Raw genomic sequence first — 19,026 nt, 5'->3', positions numbered from 1 at the left:
CGCCACGCAAACCGTTCTCTCCGGCGCTACGGCTGGGAGTTGCAGCGGCTGGACGCAATCACCGCCCAGACCCGTCTGCTGGGCCGTGAGGGGCTGGATACGGCGGAACAGGTGGCACAGTTCCTTGCCAGAACCCAGGGGCAGATTGAGGCCGTGGAGCAGCAGCGCAGCAGCATCTATAATAAACTCCGGCGGTGTAGTGACCCGGAGGAACAGAAGGCCCTAAAGGCTCGGCGGGATGGCTGTACCCAACAGCTTTCTCAGCTCAGAAAGGACAGGAAGAACGCACAGATTATCCTGGATCAAACCCCGGAACGCGTTCAGTATATAGATTGCGAGCTGGCGTTGCGGCAGGGATTTGAACCAATGGAAAAGACAAAACGACGACAAATACAGCGATAATGCAAAGGAGGGCAGTCCCACGGGGCTGCCCTCTTACTACTGGCTGACAAGCTGGATTCGCTAAAAAAGAAAAAGGTATTTTTAATGCAAGCAAAAAACTTTAATACACATGAAGAACGTGGCATTAGAAGCTGGGGCTCCCCAAGTCCCACGCCTACAAGGCCATCTACAAGACTAATGCGGAACTCCGGGAGAAAGGGTATCCGGCCATTTCCAGATGGGTCAACCGCAAATATTTTTGCTTTTTGAATAGAGACAATAAATTCAGTTGGTGAAAGTAGTAATTTTTTATGTTATCATTGTTGATTTCTGTTAAATTTTCCTGTTTTTGTTGATGTTGAAGAGACTATATGATATACTAAAAAAAATCTCATGTTATAATATTTTACTGCTATCAATGGTTAAGGGGGAAAAACTGATAGTGGTACTTTATAGAAAGGAAAGAGAGCGCAGCATGAGTAAAATACTGTCTGTTTATAACAACTGGGCGTTTTTTGAAATGGTACTTCCGACTTCATCAAATTCCCAGTGTTCTTTTTTGCTGGATGCAGATCAGTTCCAGCTGGCACAAAATGAGTTGATTTCGTTGGAGCGTATCCAGGGACAGTGGTATTTTGTGCAGAAAGATATTCAGCGCACAATTGAACTGATTTCCGGCCAATCAAAGCAGGGAGAATTACCTGTACATGGAAGATACCGTTTAATTACTGCGTCCATGGAACAACTGTCTATACTGGTAGAAAAATGCGATCATCCTGTACAGGTATATCGCAAGTATTGCTTGCAGCCTGGCAAAATGATTTCCGTTGGTTTAAGCGCAGATAATGACATCCAATATCGGTATCCGTTAGAAACAAATACAAAAAGTTTTGTTTCACACCATCATTGCAGAATTGTTTTGGATGGAAACACTGCAATTCTGGAGGATTTGTCATCCAATGGTACATATATCAATCATGTTCGTGCAAAAGAGCGTACGATACTACACTATGGCGATCACATTCGAGTATTTGGATTGAGTATGGTGTACCTCGGCTCAGTGCTGGCTGTCAACTATGCTGTAGGCAGCAATACAGATTTAACTGAAATCTCTGATGAACGGTTATATCAGCTGGCTCAGCCGGGGGACAAAAGCGGAAACAGCTGCAAGCATCTGCTACATCGGGCCCCTCGCACAATTCCTCAAATTATTACAGAATCTGTAACCATTGACCCGCCGCCTAATCCCAAAGATGTTCCCCATGTACCTTTGCTCATGCAAATTGGCCCCTCGTTAACCATGGCTTTACCCATGATGGTGGGCACTGGAATGACAATTGTTTCGTCCCGCATGAGTGGTATGGCAGGAAACGCTTTTCTGTATACAGGTATTATTACTGCGGTGATGTCGGCCTTTTTGGGAACTTTTTGGGCCGTTATGAACCTGAAGTACAATAAAAAACGGATTCTGTCTGAAGAGAATTACCGCAAAGAGAAGTACATTGCTTATTTGCAGCAAAAAGAACAGGAAATTGATGCGCTGTATGCCGCAAATACGACAGCAATGCTGGAAAAATATGCGTCAGCAGAGCAGATAGCTAGTTATCACCATCAGCATGAAGCACTATGGAATCGCAATGTGAACCATGCTGATTTGCTGACATATCGACTGGGATTAGGCGATGTTCCATTTCCAGTGGAAATTGAGGTGCAGCGCCAACGTTTTACACTGGTCAATGATGAGCTGGAACAGCGGCCACATCAAATTAAAGAACAGTACAGCGTGTTGCACCAGGTACCGGTGTGTGTGGACTTATTGGAGAAATCACTGATTGGCGTCATAGGTGATGTGAATTCCTGGGAGATTATCCTACAAAATCTTATGGTGCAGATTGCTGGCAACAACAGCTATACAGATGTTAAAATGGCATTGGTATACGATGACCAAAAAATTCCTAATCCACAACGCTGGGAATTTGCTAAATGGCTGCCACATCTTTGGTCAGTGGATAAAAAAACACGATTCTTAGCTACAAACAAAAATGAGGCCGCAGAAGTGTTTTATTCACTTTCTCAGGTATTTCGTAGTCGAATGGAAGAGTCACAGACACCACGGCCTTACTATGTGCTGTTTGTCTTGAATAAAGAACTGCTGGAAGGAGAACTAATCAATAAGTACATTGGACAATCCAGCAGCCAAATCGGTTTGGCTACGGTTATTGCAGCAGAGCATTATGAGGAATTGCCCAATCATTGCGAATTTATTATGGAGAACAACAGCTCTTTTTCTGGCGTATACAGCACTACTGGAGAGCAGGATGATCGTACTGCTATTGTGTTTGACCGTGTTGCACCGGATAAGCTATTGGCGTTTGCCAAGCGCTTGGCAAACATTGAAATCCATGAGACTGAGCAGGGAGGAGAACTGCCGTCATCGGTCACCTTTTTTGATATGTACGGCATTACACACCCGCAGGACCTCCATGCAGAAGACCGCTGGCGCAGAGCCAGAACTTCAGAATCCATGAAAGCGCTCATTGGCATAAAAAGCGGTGGAAGTTCCTGCTATCTGGATCTCCATGAACGATATCACGGTCCCCATGGCCTTGTAGCGGGTACTACGGGATCTGGAAAATCCGAAACTCTGCAAACGTATATTTTATCGCTTGCAATTGATTACAGCCCCGACGACATCGGTTTTTTTATCATCGACTATAAAGGCGGTGGAATGGCAAACTTGTTTCATGGCCTGCCACATATCATTGGTGCGATTTCAAATCTGTCTGGAAATCAGGTCAAGCGGGCTATGGTATCCATTAAGGCGGAAAACAAACGCAGGCAGAGAGTGTTTTCACAATATGGCGTCAATAATATCAATGCCTATACATCCCTGTATAAGAACGGCGATGCAAAAGAGCCAATCCCGCATATGCTGATTATCATTGATGAATTTGCGGAACTCAAGCGGGAGGAAAGCGAATTTATGAAAGAGCTGGTCTCAGTGGCACAAGTGGGGCGCAGTTTGGGCGTACATCTCATTTTGGCGACACAGAAACCAGCTGGTACAGTGGATGAAAATATTTGGTCCAACTCCAAGTTCCGTCTCTGCCTTCGGGTTCAGGATCGCCAAGACTCTATGGATATGCTGCACCGTCCTGAGGCGGCATATTTGACGCAGGCTGGACGCGGCTATTTGCAGGTGGGCAACGATGAACTGTTTGAACTGTTCCAATCCGGATATTCCGGCGCTGTGTACGATGAGGTGCTTGGCGACCAGAAATTGGTGGTAGCACAGATGCTGGATTCTACTGGTAAGGTAGATTTAGTGGGCAACCATGCTAAAATCCAATACCAGGAACAGACCAGACAGCGGTGGCTACAGGCGCTGTGCAATGCCGTAAAGGCTGCCAAAACAAGAAAAATGGCAGATTTGCTCGAGCCGATCTATGATTATTTGCAGCAACAGGGCTTGGACTTTCGCCGCAGCCAGTATAACGACAGCCGATTGCGAGACTTTGTGCGGCTGTATGATACGGTAAACTGTGAGGAACAATGCCTTGTTGCAGCTATCTTAGAGGAAGCCATTGCAACAGGCGTCCGTCTGCCTGAGCAAAAAACCAGAAGCCAACTGGAAGCGGTGACAGAATACTTGGCTCAGGTGGCGCAAAGCAACGGATATAATCGCGTTCTGCAACTATGGATGCCTACTCTGCCGGAACATTTGTTGCTGACTGAGATAGAAGAGTATGAATCCATGGAGATTGCGCGGCGCCATCCCGGCGAATCGGCATGGGAGCTTTCTGTCATCATTGGCAAAGGAGATGACCCGGAAAATCAAAGCCAAATGCCTATTTGTGTAGATTTCGCTAACAATGGACACCATGTGCTGTGTGGTACGGTGTCTACTGGACGCTCTACTTTCCTGCAAACAACTGTGTTTGCTTTACTGCAAAAGTATACTGAGGAGGAAGTCCAACTTTACCTTTTGGATTTCAGCTCGAAACTGCTGAGCGTGTTTTCGGACGCGCGGCAGGTGGGTGGTATACTCACAGATAGTGAAGAAGATCGAGAAAAAATCGACAAATTATTTACGATGTTCAGTGCAATTTTGGCTGAAAGAAAGGCACTGCTTACTTCTACAAACTTCCGCGATTATGTGGAGCATAGCCGTGGCACGTTGCCTGCCATCGTTCTGGTGATTGATAATTATGGTGGCTTCCGAGAAAAGACCGAGGACCAATATGAAGAGCAGATGAAGCGCTTGGCCAAGGAAGGACTAAATTACGGCATCTATCTGCTGGTGACAGCAGGAGGCTTTGGAATATCGGAAATGCCCGGTAAAATGGCCGATAATTTCCGTACAACCATGTGCCTGGAAATGCCGGATATTTACCAGTATGGTGACGTCATGCGGGTGGTAAAACCGCCAATTTACCCAGAAAGCAATGTAAAAGGCCGCGGACTAGTCTATTATGGCGAACGTATTCTGGAATTTCAGACAGCACTGGCCTGTGAGGGCGAAAGCAGTTATGAGCGCAATGAAAATATCCGGCGGCAAATTGCAGGGAGCAACAACTACTGCAAAGGTATGGCGCGCAAGATTCCGATGATCCCGGAAAAGCCCAGATGGGAGCAATATTGTGCAGAGGTGGAATACAACAAGATTCTGCAACAAAGTCATCTGCTTCCCAACGGCTATAATGCCCGGACAGCGGCGTATTCCGCGCTGGACTTGACCAGACTGCTGACGTACTTAGTCACTGGAACCAAAAAGAGCGGTAAATCTACTTATTTGAAAACACTGATTCAGGCCAGCATAGACAAAGGATGCAAGGTGTTTATTCTGGAACTGAAAACGACAGAGTTTTCAGAAATAGCTCAAAAAACGGGAGCAACATACATCAATACCGGAGAAGGTCTCTATGAATTCTCTAAACAGGTATTGTTGGAAGAGGTTCGCACTCGTGCTGCTGAGAAATCGAAATGCTTGGAACAGCACCTGGAGGCTGAGCCGTTTTTTGCCGCTATGGACAGATTCCAAAAACTCTGTATTTTCATACCAAATGCGTTGTCGTTTGTGCAGGAGATATACGACCGCGGTTCCCAGGCGTTTTACGCTAAGGACGTATTGGAGACACTGGTAGGCGACAAGGGACATTTTTATAATTTCTACTTCTTCGTGGAAGCGCAGGATGCCGATTCAGGAGATCTGATGGGCTATCCTTGGTTCAAACAGTGTTGTGATGCTGGAGTGGGTATCCGATTTGGTGGCAAGTATTTGTCGCAAAAATATCTGCCATACGCCAATATTCCTTATAAATACCATAATACGGTATCCCGCGCGGGTATTGGTACAGCTTCCAGCGAAGAGGAGATGGTTAGAGTCGAGCAGATTGTTGTTCCGGACTACCGCGGTTAATCTGGGTAAAACAGGAGGAGAAAAATGATTCTGGTAGACGTCTATGTACCATCCATGGATCGGGTGTACAATTTTAATCTCGATGAGGACTCCAACATACAAGTGATTATTGATGAAATATCCGATCTGATTTGTAAAAAAGAACACTCGACCTTGGAGGGGGAGCAGAAACGGTTTGTGATGGGTTCTATCGACCAGTGCATAAACTTCTTGCCGACCTGTTCTCTGCGGGAATATCAGATTCACAATGGTGATCGGCTCATCCTTGTGTAAGCAGGAAACATATTGCACCAATTGCAGAAGTGGGGGGAGGCGTTGCCATGGAAATACAGGTTGAACCGCCACAGTTACAGTTTGCGGAACAGAATCTGGAGCAAATGACACGCCGCCTGTGGCAGATGCTGGAGGAAACGGAATGTGTTATGACAGAATTGCAGCATCAGACAGCCTTGACAGAGTCGCTGCAACTGCTTCACAGATGGCAACGGCGGTTGATAGAACAGCAGTGTCAGCTCAATATGTTGACACAAACATTGATGACTATTTGCAGAAAATATGAGAGAACGGAATATTACTTGATTCAGCGGTTGGGCCGCTGAGTCGGAAATCACTGTGGAAAGAGGGAGGATATTCTTGGGAGACTTTACGAGGCTGGAAATTGAAACCCACCGTTTGGCCAGGGATATTGAAACATTAGAGCGGCAGATACAAGCTGTCCGCAACAGTGGTGATGCCATGATGGCAGAGATACGGGCTCTAAGCAATATGTGGGAAGGACCGGCAAAGGATGCTTTTACAGCACAGTTTGAAACGGACTACAATGCGTTGCAGGAGATTACCCACGTTCTTGATATCCTGATCGAAGAACTTACAGTAGCCCGCGAACAGTATGAGCTTTGTGAAGCGGAGATAACAGAACTGGTGCAGTCTATTCAGATTTAAGGAGTTGAGTGACCGTGAACATCCGTTTGCGTGTGACACCGGAGGCGCTGCGCACTAAGGCAGCAGAAGTAGAAGATGAGGTGCAGAACCTGGAGCAGGCATTTCAAATTTTACAGGATACGGTAGCAAGAACCAATGGTTATTGGATTGGTATGGCCGGGGAAGCGGCTCGGACAGCATTTGTAGAGCAGCAGGAGGCAATTCAGGAGATCCTAGCTCGTTTTTCGGAGCACCCAGGAAAACTGCTGAGTATGGCTGGTGTCTATGAAGAGCACGAACGGGCGGCAGCGGCACAGAACCAGGCATTGGAAACAGATATTATTCTTTAAATCAGAGAGACAGGAGCGGTTAACAGAATGATTTATATTGAATATGTCAGGGCCATTCAGAGTGCAGAACGATTGAAACAAATTGCTTCCGATATTCGCTCCCTTTCGCAGAATAGTATGGAAAATACGTTGGCGACCTTGCGTAAAGCATGGCAAAGTGATACTTCTCCAGCGTATTGTGCCAAACTGATGCAGGTACAGGGAGAGATAGCGGAATTGGCTGGCCAACTGCAAAAGGTGGCAGAACTGATGGCTTCGACAGCAGAGGCTATGAGACAGGCAGAGGAACGGTCTCAGGATTTGGCAGAAAACCGGACCTATTAAAATTGATGCTGGCACGTTTTCCTCCCGCAGGATGGAAGACATACCATATTACCACATGGCGACCCTAGCAGATTTTAAATTTTAGGAGGAGTATTATCATGGCAGAAATCAAAGTCACCTCGGCGGAGTTGAAAAACAAAGCCACTGAGCTGCGGCAGCTCAATTCCCAGTTTAAAAGCGCAGTGGAATCCATGACCGCCACGGAGCAGCAACTGATGGGAATGTGGGATGGCGCATCGAAAGAGGCATTCCATAACGCCTACAACAGTGATGTTACGCAGATGGATGCTTTCTACCAGGCCATTGAGAAGTTTTGTATTACATTGGAGCAGAATGCTGCTCAGTATGAGAATGCAGAGCAAAAGAACCTTTCTACGGCCAGCACCAGATCCTACAAATAAAATAGTGCTGATTCAGAGCACCTAACATCAGACAATAAAAGGAGACTGAGAAATTATGACTGGAACACTGAGAGTTACCCCAGAAAAATTAATTGCCACAGCACAGAGCTTCAATGATACAGCGGGAAAGGTGCAGAATTTAACAAATAATATGCTCAGCACCGTTCAAGCCCTCAACAGCACCTGGGCTGGTGAGGCTGCCACTGCTTACTACAACCGCGCTCAGCAGTTACAGGACAGCATTAACCGTATGGTGCGTATGATCAATGAGCACGCAACTGATTTGCAGTCTATGGCTCAGAACTATCAGGCTGCCGAGCAGAGTGCTCAAGAGGCCGCCAACACATTGCAGACAAATATTATCGTCTAATAGTAAGGGTTTCCAGAGACCGGGAGACGTAGGGGATGTGGCGCCTCCCGGTCATAACTGAGGAAAATCCCAGTATAAGGTCGGAACAAAGGGTGAGCGACGGATGAATAAGTTTGCAAAATGTTTGGCAGAGGTTTTTGGCTGCCTGTGGCTGCTGTGCGGCGTGGCGCTGGCCACCGAGGAGCCGGCGGTGCTGAACGCCTGCACCGTGGAGCAGTCCCTGGTGCTGTATTTGCCACAACAGGAGACACCGGTACAGAACGTCTATATCGGAAGCCGAGAAATTCCGGAATTTACGGTGGAGCCGCCAGGCCCTATACATACGGTTGTGCTGTTGGATAATTCCTTGTCCATCCGGCCGGAATTCCGGCAGCCCATTGTGGAGCTGTTGGAAGAACTGGCTGCCTCCCGCAGCGATGGTGATATTTTTACCATCGCTACTTATGCCGAATCTCTACAATATCTGGTGCAGGAAAGCAATGACTATCTCGAAATTAAGGCGGCAGTGGATGCCATCACGTTCAACAATCAAAATTCTTACTGTACCAACTCCCTCTATCAGCTGGTAGAGGACGCATTGCAATGGCAGGAGCAGTTGCAATGTTTTACTCGTCTTGTGGTCCTTTCCGATGGAACGGATCATGAGGTCTTAGGCTATACGGATCAGGAGCTGGAGGAGAAGATCCGGCAGGCACAGCTCCCAATCTATACAGTGGGGTGCCAGGGCCAGGAAAACGAGGAGGAGCTCAAGCAGCTCTTTGCGCTGTCCAGATTGTCCGGTGGCGGCAGCTATCTGATGTCCACCGATGTGACGGCTATTCTGCAAGGGCTGCGCGATGCGGTGGCAGTGGTGGAGCGGATGGAGATTCCCGTGCCAGCAGATCTGTGCGATGGTAGCCAGCAGATGGTGCGGCTGTCTTGGGGAGAAACTCACAGCTCTGTAGAAATGACAATGCCTTTTTTGGCAATAACGCCTGAACCAGAATCAGCACTGGAGCCGGAACCGGAACCGGAGCCTGAACCCAAACCAGAACCTGTTCCTGAGCAGCCTTTGTCCTGGATGGTCTGGGCCGGCGGCGGTTTGATCTTGTGTGCTGCTGCTGGAGTGGTGATGTTCCTGCGGCAGCGCAAGAGACGTGCAGAACAGGCTGCAGCCGTAGCGGCGGCTACAGCGGCGGCAGAGCCTGAGCTAGACTATGACCGAACGGAGATAGTGGGCAGTCATATTACATGGGACGTAAACCGTGAGGAACCTACGGCAGTGCTCACTGGCGGCCATTCAGTGCGGCTGCGCCTACAAGGACTGGAGGACCCGGGAGAGGTCTATGAGTATTCTGTCAACGACCGGCTGCTGATTGGCAAGGATCGCAGCCGATGTCGGATCGTGGTGGATCAACGCTATATTTCTGGTGTACACTGCATGGTTATGGCTGAGGGCAGTTTGTTTTATGTGCAGGACGGCGCTCCGGACGGAAAACCCTCTACTAATGGCACTTATGTCAATGGTATTCGTGTCACCGAGGCTACGCCGCTGCCGGCTGAGGCTATACTGAAACTGGGCCAAAGAAGCTATCGGGTCCAATACATCTGATGAAAAGGAGAGTGCCCCAGTGGAACAGGTCAAAAAGGAGGCGTTGACAGGTTATCGTCAGCCTACGACCCGGGAAGTGGAACTGATCGGACGATATATGAAACGAGAAATGTCCAGGGTTCGGCGGATTGTGGGTTTCTGGCAAGCTTTTTGTACGGTGATTGCGGCCACCATGTTGCTTCGACTGGTCCCGCCAATTGGATTTGATCAGTCGACGGGAGACAAGATCATGGCGCTGATCTTTGGCGTTCCGTTGGTCTTGGGGATTTTTGCCATGAACAAAAGCCGCCGGCAGAAAAAGTATCTGATCCAGCAGATTTGCAGTGGCGCCTTTTCTGTGATGGACTGCTGGATCTATGACACACAGTTTGGAACGGAACTGAAAGGTTTGGCATGGGTGAAGGTATACAACAGCCAGGGCCAGCACTGCACCGATCGGATGCTCATTGATTACTGGGCTGCGGAGAACTACCGGCGGGGTAAGCGGGAAAAGCTGGTGCTCATGCGCTGTGAGAACACATTTGAATTATTCAGCGAGTTAAGAATGGAGGAGAATCGAGGGTGAGTACCATTCGGATCAACTGGGCGGCCGCCGCTGGTGTGGCGGATGCCCTGGGAGAGCACCGGCGGAGCCTGAAGATCTCGGCATTATCGCTGCAGCAGATCCGAGCGGACCGCTTCCTGCAGGGAGATGCGTTCCAGGCGATGTTCCGGGTCATGGACCGAATCCTGGAGGCATGCGACCAGGAGTACACAAATCTCAAAAACCTGGAGAATGGGCTCAGAGAGGTCCATCAGACATATCTTCGCTATGAACAGGCCATAGCAGAAGGCAAAACGCCGGAGGAAGTGGCCAAGGAAGAAACGATTGCGGAATGGGTGGGGCTGCTGAGAGATCTGATAGCAGAGTCTGGTGTGCTGGGACCTCTGGTTTCAACGATTTTGGCTCCTGTTACCGGCTGGAAAGACGACACCTGGGTGGATATGGGGCAAAATATACTCAAATCCCTAGGTAATCTCAATGTGGATTTCAGCGGCAAGACCAAGGCGGACTGGGTGAATGAGCTGTTCGGCTTGGAGGATGTCTTTAACAGCGTGGATGGCAGCTCACCGGGCAAGGCCTTTGCAAGCAGCATTAAAAATGAATTTGTATATGGCACTGGTATCAAACAGTCCAGCACCGTGCCGGTCAGCAAGCTGAGTGTGGCGTGTAAATGGGGCGGATACTTCCTCAGCCTGGTGGGAAGCGCCTATGAGAACTGCGAGGAATTCAAAGGGCAAGAGGGCAAAGAGGCCCGCATTGTTACTGAGACTATTGTGGAGACCGGTGTGGACATTGGTATGGGCGCAGTGGCTACGGCAGGCGTTACGGCTGCGGCAAGCGGACTGATTACCGCTGGCGTCATCACTACTGCCCCGGCTGTGGCTGTGGGTGCAGCGTCTGTGATAGTGGTCTGGGGTGTCAATAAGGTTTGCGAGGAACTGACCGGGCAGGATGTTGGCGAGTGGGTCGCGGATGGCGTATGTGCCATAGGAGAATGGGGCGCATCGCTGTGGAACAGCTGGTTTGACTGAAATTTATATTTTCTTATTTTTATGAGGTGATTGCAGATGGAAATCAAGGAACTGCTGCCCATTGGCAGTGTAGTGTTGCTGAAGGAAGGCCGTAAACGGCTGATGATCTACGGCATTAAGCAGACAGACCAAAACACCAGCATAGAGTACGACTATATTGGTGTGCTGTATCCCGAGGGCAACATGGGCGAAGTGGGCAATTACCTCTTCAACCATGAAAATATTGAGACCATTTATTTTCTGGGGTATCAAGATGAGGAGCGCAATGGCTTTTTAGAGCGTCTGGCGCAATACTATCAGAATAAAGCGGAGTGATCCTTGGGGACCGTTGCCGAAAGCAGCGGTCCCCGATTTCTCAATGGTAAGTATAAAAGCGATAGGTGGTTTATTATATAATAATATGGCAGATTTTCAGTAGGGGAACCAAAAGAAAAATGTATCAGGAGACGACAATTAAGGAATTCTTCCTTGAGATGGTGAATATCATTCCTTCCAGAAACTGCAAATCAAAGTGTGAAAAAATCTTGATACTACCGGAAACTCTAAAGCAGCAGTTGCATTTTTCTAAAATTTATCGTACAATAAATACGAGATTTTGCAGAGAATTACAGGAAACTGTTCAGGGAGTTCGGGGCAGTATATAGCAATGACGAGAGAGGCGGTGAAAATCCCTATGTCGGATATCCGGGAATTTGAACCGCTTTGGGGAGAATGGAATACAGTACGTCTATTGGGGCAGGGCTCCTACGGCAAAGTGTATCTGATGCAGAAGACGGAACTGGGGAATCAGTATTTGGCGGCGGTCAAACATATTTCGTTGCCGTCCCAGCCGGGAGAACAGGAAAGTCTATATGCAGAAGGTATCGTCAGTGATGAAAGCAGCCTGCAGGAGTATTATACACAGGTGCTCAATACGTTGCTCACAGAGATCAATGTAAATTATCGGCTCAAAGGCAACACAAATATTGTATCTTATGAAGCGCATACCATTTTACCCAAGGTACATGAACCAGGATATGATATTTTTATCAAAATGGAACTGCTTACAAGTCTTAGTGAGCAGATTGCAAAACAGCCCATTCGCTTGTGGGATGTATTGAAATTGGGTGAGGACATTTGCCGGGCGTTAGAGTTATTGCGCAGAGAACGAGTTCTTCACCGTGACATTAAACCAGGAAATATTTTTGTCAACAGCGCAGGAGATTATAAGCTGGGAGATTTTGGCGTTGCCAAAAGTATGGAACATACCATTAGTGGTATGTCGGTAAAGGGAACCTTTGGATATATGGCGCCAGAAGTAGCCAATGGTGAAGAAGGGGACTACCGGGTTGATCTGTACTCTTTTGGGTTGGTCTTATATCGCCTGTTAAACTGCAATCGCGCTCCCTTTTTGCCACTTCCCCCGACGCCGGTCAGTTATGAAAGCAATGCAAATGCACAACAAATAAGATTGCAAAATAAAGCGCCTTTGCCGGCGCCGGTTATGGCAGACAGACAGCTGTCTAAAATTATTTTAAAGGCTTGCGCATATCGACCGGAGGATCGTTGGGAAACGGCCGCGCAGATGGGGGAAGCATTGGCGGCTTACCGGTCAAAGTTATCACAGCGAGTTGGAGACACCGTGGTGCTGGAGAGCTTGTCCGCCGGTGGAAAAACCAGTGGCAGCCGTGTAGGCAGCCGGATGGAGCAACCAACTGCTGGCTCAGGATGGTGGGCAAATGGCAGACCATCTATTGCGCAGGGGAGTTTGGCATCTCGTGCAGCTAAAAGTCCATCTGGAGCGAAAGAATATTCGCCATATCTGCCTCAACATCCAGAGCGGATAGAACCGGAAGCAGAGGAACAGACAGCATATCTGCCTCAACATCCAGAGCGGATAGAACTGGAAGCAGAGGAACAGACAGCATATCTGTCTCAGCATCCAGAGCAGATAGAAGCGGAAGCAGAGGAACGGACAGCATATCTGCCTCAGCATCCAGAGCGGATAGAACCGGAAGCGGAGGAACAGACAGCATATCTGCCTCAGCATCCAAATCGGATAGAGCTGGAAGCAGAAGAGCAGACAGCATATTTGCCTCTACATTCGGAGCAGATAGTGCGGGAATTAGAGAGTGAAAGGGTGGCTCTGTCCCTACACGCAGAACAGGAGAAACAGAAAGCGGGGCAACAGAATACAAGAATTCCAGCAGAAACGGAAGAGACACGTACTATACCTGTTGCATCGCAGCAGCCCCACAAACAAAAAGCTTTCTTGTTGCCAATAATTATAGGCGCTGTAGCGATTGTTATTGTGTCGGGGATAGGTGCGGGAATATTGCTCAAAAGAGACCCGGCGCCACACACCGAAATACAGAAGGTTAAGCAGCCTGTAGTAATTGAACAGGAAACAGACATACCAGAGGAACAGCCGGTACCAGAAGATATGGAACCTCCAGAGGAACCGAAGCCAGCGAGCATCGTTTGGGTGGATGAAACGTTGGGAAGTGCGATTGAAACGGTACTGCTGCTGGAGCCTGGAACTGTTACGGCGGATCAGCTACAAGCAGTAACAGAATTGAACTTTTCCAGCTTGGAAACACCGGTTACCGTTGTGACACTGGAGGATTTAAAATATTTTCCTAACCTAAATTATTTGAATTTGAGTGGGCACACGGTGCAACAATGGAACTTCCCAAAAGAAATGGGAACTCTGGAAGCACTCAATGTAGGCAACTGTGGATGTAGCAATTTAGAATTTTTAAATTGTGAAAATCTACGAGAATTGCAAAAGCTGGATTTGCGTCAAAACACTGTGTCGGACTTGACCCCATTGACAGGGCTGACACAGTTGGTGTATCTGAATATCAGCAATACATCAGTGACAAATTTGGAATGTCTCAGTAGTTTGAAAACGCTGTCTACATTGGATGCCACAAATTTGCCAGTAGAGGACTGGACACCGATAGAGTTCGTGCCGCAGGTATTGGGACGGCCGGAAGTGGTGGAAGAACCTGAGGAACAGCAAACAACGGAGAAACCTAAGGAATCCGCCAAGCCTACCACGTCTGTTAATCAGACAAAGCCATCAGGCACAACAAAACCGCAGCAGAATACACAGACACAGAATCCAGTCACACCTTCAGTAGTTGCGGTAACGGGAGTCAGTATTTCACAAGGCAGCGCTATTCTGGAGATGGGAGGCGTATTGCAGCTGACGGCACAGGTATCACCGTCCAATGCTACCAATAAGCAGGTGAGTTGGAGTTCGTCTAATCCATCCGTTGCGCAAGTCAGCGGCGGTCTGGTTACCGCAGTCAGCAGCGGCACAACAATTATTACCGCTTCCTGCGGCGGCATGAGTGCCAGCTGTGCTGTATCTGTGAACTGAACGAAGAAAAATTTTTTGGAAACACCGCACAATTGCGTATGTGCCTAGCTTAATCTATTTTTCCAAACTGTAGTAGTTTAGAAATACCTGAAATACATCTTATATTCTGGCATTCTGGAAATTGCTGAACTTCCAGTTGAGATTAACTGGTTTCATTGATGTATCCGCACAATGGTGCGGTGTTGTCCTAAGAAAAAGAGGGAGTGTGTTGGGAATGAAATTGGTTCGGAAAATCGTATGTGCTTGTTTAGCGACTGTTCTTTGCGCAATGGCCGCTATGCCGGTATTTGCAGCAGGTGTAGACACAGAGTATTCGATTCTTTCAGGCGGTATGTCTCACACCTTGGCTGTTAAAAATGACGGTTCCGTGTGGGCATGGGGTGATAACAGCTCCGGCCAGTTGGGGAATGAAGAAGAAAAAAGCGTGACCAGAGCTGTTAAAGTAGAGGGACTGACGGCCTCATCTGTAGCAGCTGGCTACAACTTCTCTGCTGCCTTGCTGTATGATGGTACGGTTTCAGTTTGGGGCAATGGTTCCTGTGAGCCCCAAAGAATTCCCGGAATGACAAATATCACTAGTATTGCTGCTGGCCAAACGACATTGCTGGGCTTGCAATATAATGGAACGGTATGGAAATGGGAGATTGGCAGTACAGCGGCTACGCAAGTGCCTGATCTTTGGAATATTGTTGCAATCAGTGCCGGAGGTGGTCATTATTTAGCGCTAGCTAGCGATGGACGTGTATGGAGCTGGGGACGCAACGATTTAGGACAGCTTGGCTTGGGACATACCAATACACAAAACACCCCTAAAATGGTGCCAGGGTTATATGATATTGTCGATATCGCAGCTGGTTACTCGCATTCGTTGGCAGTGGATTTTGATGGAAAGGTATATTCCTGGGGCGCTAATACGTATGGCCAGCTGGGCGATGGAACTACCACCAACCAAAGTGAACCGGTGGAAGTGGTGAATTTAAAAAATGTTCAGCAGGTTTCGGCAGGCCAGGAGTGCTCAATGGCATTGACAGAGGAACAAAAAGTGTATGCTTGGGGATATGGCGAATACGGCCAGATAGGTAATAATAGTACCAATATTCAGCAGACCAAACCAGTCAGTGTTACAAGCAGCACGATGCAGGTGGAGCAGATTGCATCGGGCCTTTACCATAATTTGATGGTTACCACGGGAGGAGAGGTCTACGCTTGGGGACGGAATCGAGACGGCCAGCTGGGTACCGGAAAAAATACCAATGGGACTGCACCGCAGCGGGCGGTAACGCTGCGTGTTAACTCGCCGTTTGAGGTGGAAAAATATGCTGTCAAAACGCTGGACAGTTTGAACAGCTGGTCAAAAGAAGAAATCTCTGCTCTTTATGAAATAGAATTTCTGCCGCCGACGCTGTGGTGTAATTACCAAAATAATATGACGAGAGCTGAATTTGCATATTTGGTTGTAAATATCTATGAGCAAGTTCGGAATACGACTGCTACGCCTAGCAAAGATACAGTGTTCAAAGACATTAAAAACCACATGATGGAGGAAGATATTCTCAAGGCTTACCAACTGAAACTGTTAAATGGACGCTCAGAGAACTCATTTGCTCCAGATGCTGGAATTACTCGTCAGGAAGTAGCAAAACTACTGTGTACATTGGTCAGTAAGTTGGAAAATGTAACAATTCCGACTCAGGGGGTTAGTGTGTCTTTTTATCAGGATGCGGCAGCAATTGATTTGTGGGCAGCTCCATATGTTTCGTATGCATATAAACAGGGAATCATGCAAGGTACGGGTAATCGCTTTAATCCTGGTAGTTATATTACCCGTGAGCAGGCGCTGCTGATGGTGGCCCGTCTGGTAGAGAAGTATGAATGGAACAGCTAACTATTTGTTAGAGTCGGCAGTTTGCTGCGCAATGGGATCTGCTATACGAAATGAGGATAACTTCTGCTTAAATGGCAAGATCCGCAAACCAGAAGTAACAGAAGCGAATATTTTTCTAAAAGGGGAACGTGCACTGGAAGGCGTATATGCAGTCTGTGATGGTATGGGAGGCGAATCCTTTGGGAGTTTGGCTTCTTATCAAGCGGTAGCACGCCTGACGGAGGCTATCCCAATCCTTCTGGAACAACCGCAGAATAAGGAAAAGATGCTGAGATTGTTGGAAAAAATCAGCAGTTCCATATGCCGAGAGTCCAAGCGACGAGGCACAACCATGGGCACAACAGTTGTAGCGGCTGTTGTTACAGCCAATTGGTTGCGAGTATATAATATGGGTGACAGTCGCGCATACCTCTATAGTAATGGGATTTTACTTCAGCTGACGCGAGATCATACAGTTGCGCAAAGCATGAAGGAAATGGGGTTTACTGTAGTGCAATCTGCCATGCACAATCAATTAACGCAATATTTGGGCATGGATGAGCAAGAGTACAGTATGGAGCCATATCGATGCAGTTGGCCATTTTCCAGAGAGGATGTGCTCATCCTGTGCAGTGATGGCTTGACAGCTAAGTTATCTGATGAGAAACTGGCAGACACACTTGCACAAGGCGGAACGCTGGAGCAAATGGTTCAGTCCCTTGTCCAGCAGGCTTTGAACGCAGGTAGTCATGATAACATCACTGCAATGATGATTCGATATGCCTGCATAGAGTGAAATTTTCCCAAGCTGGTGGGTATTGCAGAATAGTAGAAATTTTGTGGAGGATTCAAGGGCAAAGCTGTGCAACTGTGAACAGTGCAGAGAATTTGGGATTGACCCGGAATTCCAAGGCAAACGTGAGACTATCCCAAGTTTTGTGTAAACATCCTGTGTGGTGTAGAATAGAAGCACCACACAGGATGTTTTACATATGGCTAGAAAGAATCGTACCCCGGAAGAAAATGCCCGTAGGGAAAAAATCCGTGAGCTGCTGCAGATGGCAAACATCGGCAGTATGGATGACATTCAAAATCTGTTCAAGGAGACCATTGCCGAATTCATGGAGAATGGCTTGGAGGCAGAGCTGGATGACGAGCTGGGCTACAGCAGATATGATTACAAGAACAAGGACACAGACAACAGCCGTAACGGCCACAGCAGCAAGAGGCTGCGTACCAGCTTTGGCGAAGTGGATGTGTCGATTCCCCGAGACCGGAAGGGAGAATTTGAGCCCCAGGTGCTGAAAAAGAACCAGACCAGTATCAGCCAGGACATAGAGGAGAAAATCCTGTCTATGTACGCTAAGGGTATGACCACTGGCGACATTGAGGCCCATATCCAGGACATCTATGGCATTTCCGTCTCAGACAGCACGGTCAGCCGGATCACGGACAAGATCTTGCCCATTGCCAAAGAGTGGCAGCAGCGGCCCCTGGAATCCATCTATGCTGTGGTATTCCTGGATGCCATCCACTATCATGTCCGCAGCGAAGGCCAAATCGTGAAGAAAGCAGTTTACATTGCCATTGGAGTCAATCTGGATGGCCGGAAAGACGTCCTGGGGATGTGGGTTGGCGAAAATGAGAGCGCCAAGTTCTGGGCAACAGTGCTCAATGGACTGAAAAATCGTGGTGTAGAGGATATTTTCATTGCCTGTACGGACAATTTGACGGGATTTGATGCGGCCATCCACGCCACCTTCCCACAGGCTGAGATCCAGAACTGCATTATCCACCAGCTGCGCAATTCCAGCAAGTATGTGTCCTACAAGGACCTGAAGGCCCTTATGGCCGATCTGAAGGCAGTCTATGCCGCCGTGGACGAGCAGGCAGCCCTGGATGCTCTGGACACCTTTGGGGAGCGCTGGGACAAGAAATACCCGAAAATCTCTCAGTCCTGGCGGTCCAATTGGGCTAATCTCAGCACCTATTTCAAGTATCCCCAGGAGGTTCGCAGACTGATCTACACCACCAATGCCATCGAGGGTTTCAACCGCCAGCTGCGCAAGGTGACCAAGGCCAAGTCCGTCTTTCCCACCGATGACAGCCTGCTGAAAATGCTGTATCTGGCCATGATGGACATTACAAAAAAGTGGACTGGGCGGCGGCAGGACTGGAGCCTGATCCACGCTCAGATGGCCATCTATTTTGCCGAGCGTATGCCCGAGTAACACCGCCGGGGCCGGATGTCAATGACACGCTGAACGGCTCAACCGCCCTTGACATACACCTCCACCAGCGTTATGTTGTTGAAAAGGAGGCAGTTAGATGAACCTGCTGCCGCTCTGAATAAATTTTGCTCTATTCGCACCATAAATGGAGTTTACACAGAATTTGGGATTGACCCGCAAACGTAAAAATCTAACTATACTTTTATCCCTCCACCTAGGAGATACCAGAGAC

The 19,026-nt window shown here is 48.1% G+C and carries 17 protein-coding genes; all 17 read left to right on the top strand.

Features of this window, described 5'->3' with window-relative positions; genetic code table 11:
* Nucleotides 1-39 precede the first annotated feature (39 nt).
* The 17 genes from ACTQ33_RS01935 to ACTQ33_RS01855 all read left to right on the top strand — a co-directional run bounded on the left by ACTQ33_RS01935 (nt 40) and on the right by ACTQ33_RS01855 (nt 18,794).
* Nucleotides 40-402 (top strand): hypothetical protein, encoded by a 363-nt coding sequence (locus ACTQ33_RS01935; RefSeq protein WP_441461673.1) that lies wholly within the window; start codon nt 40-42, stop codon nt 400-402.
* 454 nt (nt 403-856) lie between these two features.
* Entirely contained in the window at nt 857-5,800 is a 4,944-nt protein-coding gene (gene essC / locus ACTQ33_RS01930) for a type VII secretion protein EssC (protein WP_441461671.1), read from the top strand.
* A gap of 24 nt (nt 5,801-5,824) precedes the next feature.
* On the top strand, nt 5,825-6,073 hold the full coding sequence (locus ACTQ33_RS01925) for a hypothetical protein (protein ID WP_441461670.1): 249 nt from the start codon (nt 5,825-5,827) through the stop codon (nt 6,071-6,073).
* A 47-nt stretch (nt 6,074-6,120) separates the two neighbouring features.
* On the top strand, nt 6,121-6,399 hold the full coding sequence (locus ACTQ33_RS01920; protein WP_441461668.1) for a hypothetical protein: 279 nt from the start codon (nt 6,121-6,123) through the stop codon (nt 6,397-6,399).
* 34 nt (nt 6,400-6,433) lie between these two features.
* Nucleotides 6,434-6,742: a WXG100 family type VII secretion target gene (locus ACTQ33_RS01915; protein ID WP_441461667.1), complete on the top strand. Its 309-nt coding sequence runs from the start codon at nt 6,434-6,436 to the stop codon at nt 6,740-6,742.
* A 14-nt stretch (nt 6,743-6,756) separates the two neighbouring features.
* On the top strand, nt 6,757-7,071 hold the full coding sequence (locus tag ACTQ33_RS01910; RefSeq protein WP_441461665.1) for a WXG100 family type VII secretion target: 315 nt from the start codon (nt 6,757-6,759) through the stop codon (nt 7,069-7,071).
* A gap of 27 nt (nt 7,072-7,098) precedes the next feature.
* Nucleotides 7,099-7,395: a WXG100 family type VII secretion target gene (locus ACTQ33_RS01905; protein WP_441461663.1), complete on the top strand. Its 297-nt coding sequence runs from the start codon at nt 7,099-7,101 to the stop codon at nt 7,393-7,395.
* 98 nt (nt 7,396-7,493) lie between these two features.
* Nucleotides 7,494-7,796, top strand: coding sequence for a WXG100 family type VII secretion target (locus ACTQ33_RS01900; RefSeq protein WP_441461661.1), 303 nt, complete (start codon nt 7,494-7,496; stop codon nt 7,794-7,796).
* 55 nt (nt 7,797-7,851) lie between these two features.
* Complete coding sequence (locus ACTQ33_RS01895) at nt 7,852-8,166, top strand: WXG100 family type VII secretion target (protein ID WP_441461659.1); 315 nt, start codon at nt 7,852-7,854, stop codon at nt 8,164-8,166.
* A 103-nt stretch (nt 8,167-8,269) separates the two neighbouring features.
* Nucleotides 8,270-9,757 (top strand): FHA domain-containing protein, encoded by a 1,488-nt coding sequence (locus ACTQ33_RS01890; protein ID WP_441461657.1) that lies wholly within the window; start codon nt 8,270-8,272, stop codon nt 9,755-9,757.
* A 19-nt stretch (nt 9,758-9,776) separates the two neighbouring features.
* Entirely contained in the window at nt 9,777-10,322 is a 546-nt protein-coding gene (locus tag ACTQ33_RS01885; RefSeq protein WP_441461655.1) for a hypothetical protein, read from the top strand.
* Nucleotides 10,319-11,332: a hypothetical protein gene (locus tag ACTQ33_RS01880; RefSeq protein WP_441461653.1), complete on the top strand. Its 1,014-nt coding sequence runs from the start codon at nt 10,319-10,321 to the stop codon at nt 11,330-11,332. The genes ACTQ33_RS01885 and ACTQ33_RS01880 overlap by 4 nt, the downstream gene beginning before the upstream one ends.
* Nucleotides 11,333-11,368: 36 nt before the next feature.
* Nucleotides 11,369-11,647, top strand: a complete 279-nt coding sequence (locus ACTQ33_RS01875) for a DUF4176 domain-containing protein (protein ID WP_441461651.1) — start codon at nt 11,369-11,371, stop codon at nt 11,645-11,647.
* Between the two features lie 358 nt (nt 11,648-12,005).
* Complete coding sequence (locus ACTQ33_RS01870; protein WP_441461649.1) at nt 12,006-14,699, top strand: protein kinase domain-containing protein; 2,694 nt, start codon at nt 12,006-12,008, stop codon at nt 14,697-14,699.
* A 214-nt stretch (nt 14,700-14,913) separates the two neighbouring features.
* Complete coding sequence (locus tag ACTQ33_RS01865) at nt 14,914-16,584, top strand: RCC1 domain-containing protein (RefSeq protein WP_441461647.1); 1,671 nt, start codon at nt 14,914-14,916, stop codon at nt 16,582-16,584.
* Nucleotides 16,568-17,359 (top strand): PP2C family protein-serine/threonine phosphatase, encoded by a 792-nt coding sequence (locus ACTQ33_RS01860; protein WP_441461645.1) that lies wholly within the window; start codon nt 16,568-16,570, stop codon nt 17,357-17,359. Before ACTQ33_RS01865 ends, ACTQ33_RS01860 begins: the two co-directional genes overlap by 17 nt.
* 196 nt (nt 17,360-17,555) lie before the next feature.
* Complete coding sequence (locus tag ACTQ33_RS01855; protein WP_441461644.1) at nt 17,556-18,794, top strand: IS256 family transposase; 1,239 nt, start codon at nt 17,556-17,558, stop codon at nt 18,792-18,794.
* The last annotated feature ends 232 nt before the right edge of the window (nt 18,795-19,026 follow it).

The sequence above is a fragment of the Candidatus Avoscillospira sp. LCP25S3_F1 genome, assembly GCF_052117125.1.
Taxonomy (GTDB): Bacteria; Bacillota; Clostridia; order Oscillospirales; family Oscillospiraceae; genus Avoscillospira_A.
Note: the sequence above shows the minus strand (reverse complement) of the source record. Positions and strands in the feature narration are given on the sequence as shown.

What these genes read in the sequence shown, in the direction of transcription:
- essC (WP_441461671.1), top strand. Translation starts at nt 857, where the DNA reads ATGAGTAAAATACTGTCTGTTTATAACAACTGGGCGTTTTTTGAAATG.
- ACTQ33_RS01925 (WP_441461670.1), top strand. Translation starts at nt 5,825, where the DNA reads ATGATTCTGGTAGACGTCTATGTACCATCCATGGATCGGGTGTACAAT.
- ACTQ33_RS01920 (WP_441461668.1), top strand. Translation starts at nt 6,121, where the DNA reads ATGGAAATACAGGTTGAACCGCCACAGTTACAGTTTGCGGAACAGAAT.
- ACTQ33_RS01905 (WP_441461663.1), top strand. Translation starts at nt 7,099, where the DNA reads ATGATTTATATTGAATATGTCAGGGCCATTCAGAGTGCAGAACGATTG.
- ACTQ33_RS01900 (WP_441461661.1), top strand. Translation starts at nt 7,494, where the DNA reads ATGGCAGAAATCAAAGTCACCTCGGCGGAGTTGAAAAACAAAGCCACT.
- ACTQ33_RS01895 (WP_441461659.1), top strand. Translation starts at nt 7,852, where the DNA reads ATGACTGGAACACTGAGAGTTACCCCAGAAAAATTAATTGCCACAGCA.
- ACTQ33_RS01890 (WP_441461657.1), top strand. Translation starts at nt 8,270, where the DNA reads ATGAATAAGTTTGCAAAATGTTTGGCAGAGGTTTTTGGCTGCCTGTGG.
- ACTQ33_RS01875 (WP_441461651.1), top strand. Translation starts at nt 11,369, where the DNA reads ATGGAAATCAAGGAACTGCTGCCCATTGGCAGTGTAGTGTTGCTGAAG.
- ACTQ33_RS01870 (WP_441461649.1), top strand. Translation starts at nt 12,006, where the DNA reads ATGTCGGATATCCGGGAATTTGAACCGCTTTGGGGAGAATGGAATACA.
- ACTQ33_RS01865 (WP_441461647.1), top strand. Translation starts at nt 14,914, where the DNA reads ATGAAATTGGTTCGGAAAATCGTATGTGCTTGTTTAGCGACTGTTCTT.
- ACTQ33_RS01860 (WP_441461645.1), top strand. Translation starts at nt 16,568, where the DNA reads ATGAATGGAACAGCTAACTATTTGTTAGAGTCGGCAGTTTGCTGCGCA.
- ACTQ33_RS01855 (WP_441461644.1), top strand. Translation starts at nt 17,556, where the DNA reads ATGGCTAGAAAGAATCGTACCCCGGAAGAAAATGCCCGTAGGGAAAAA.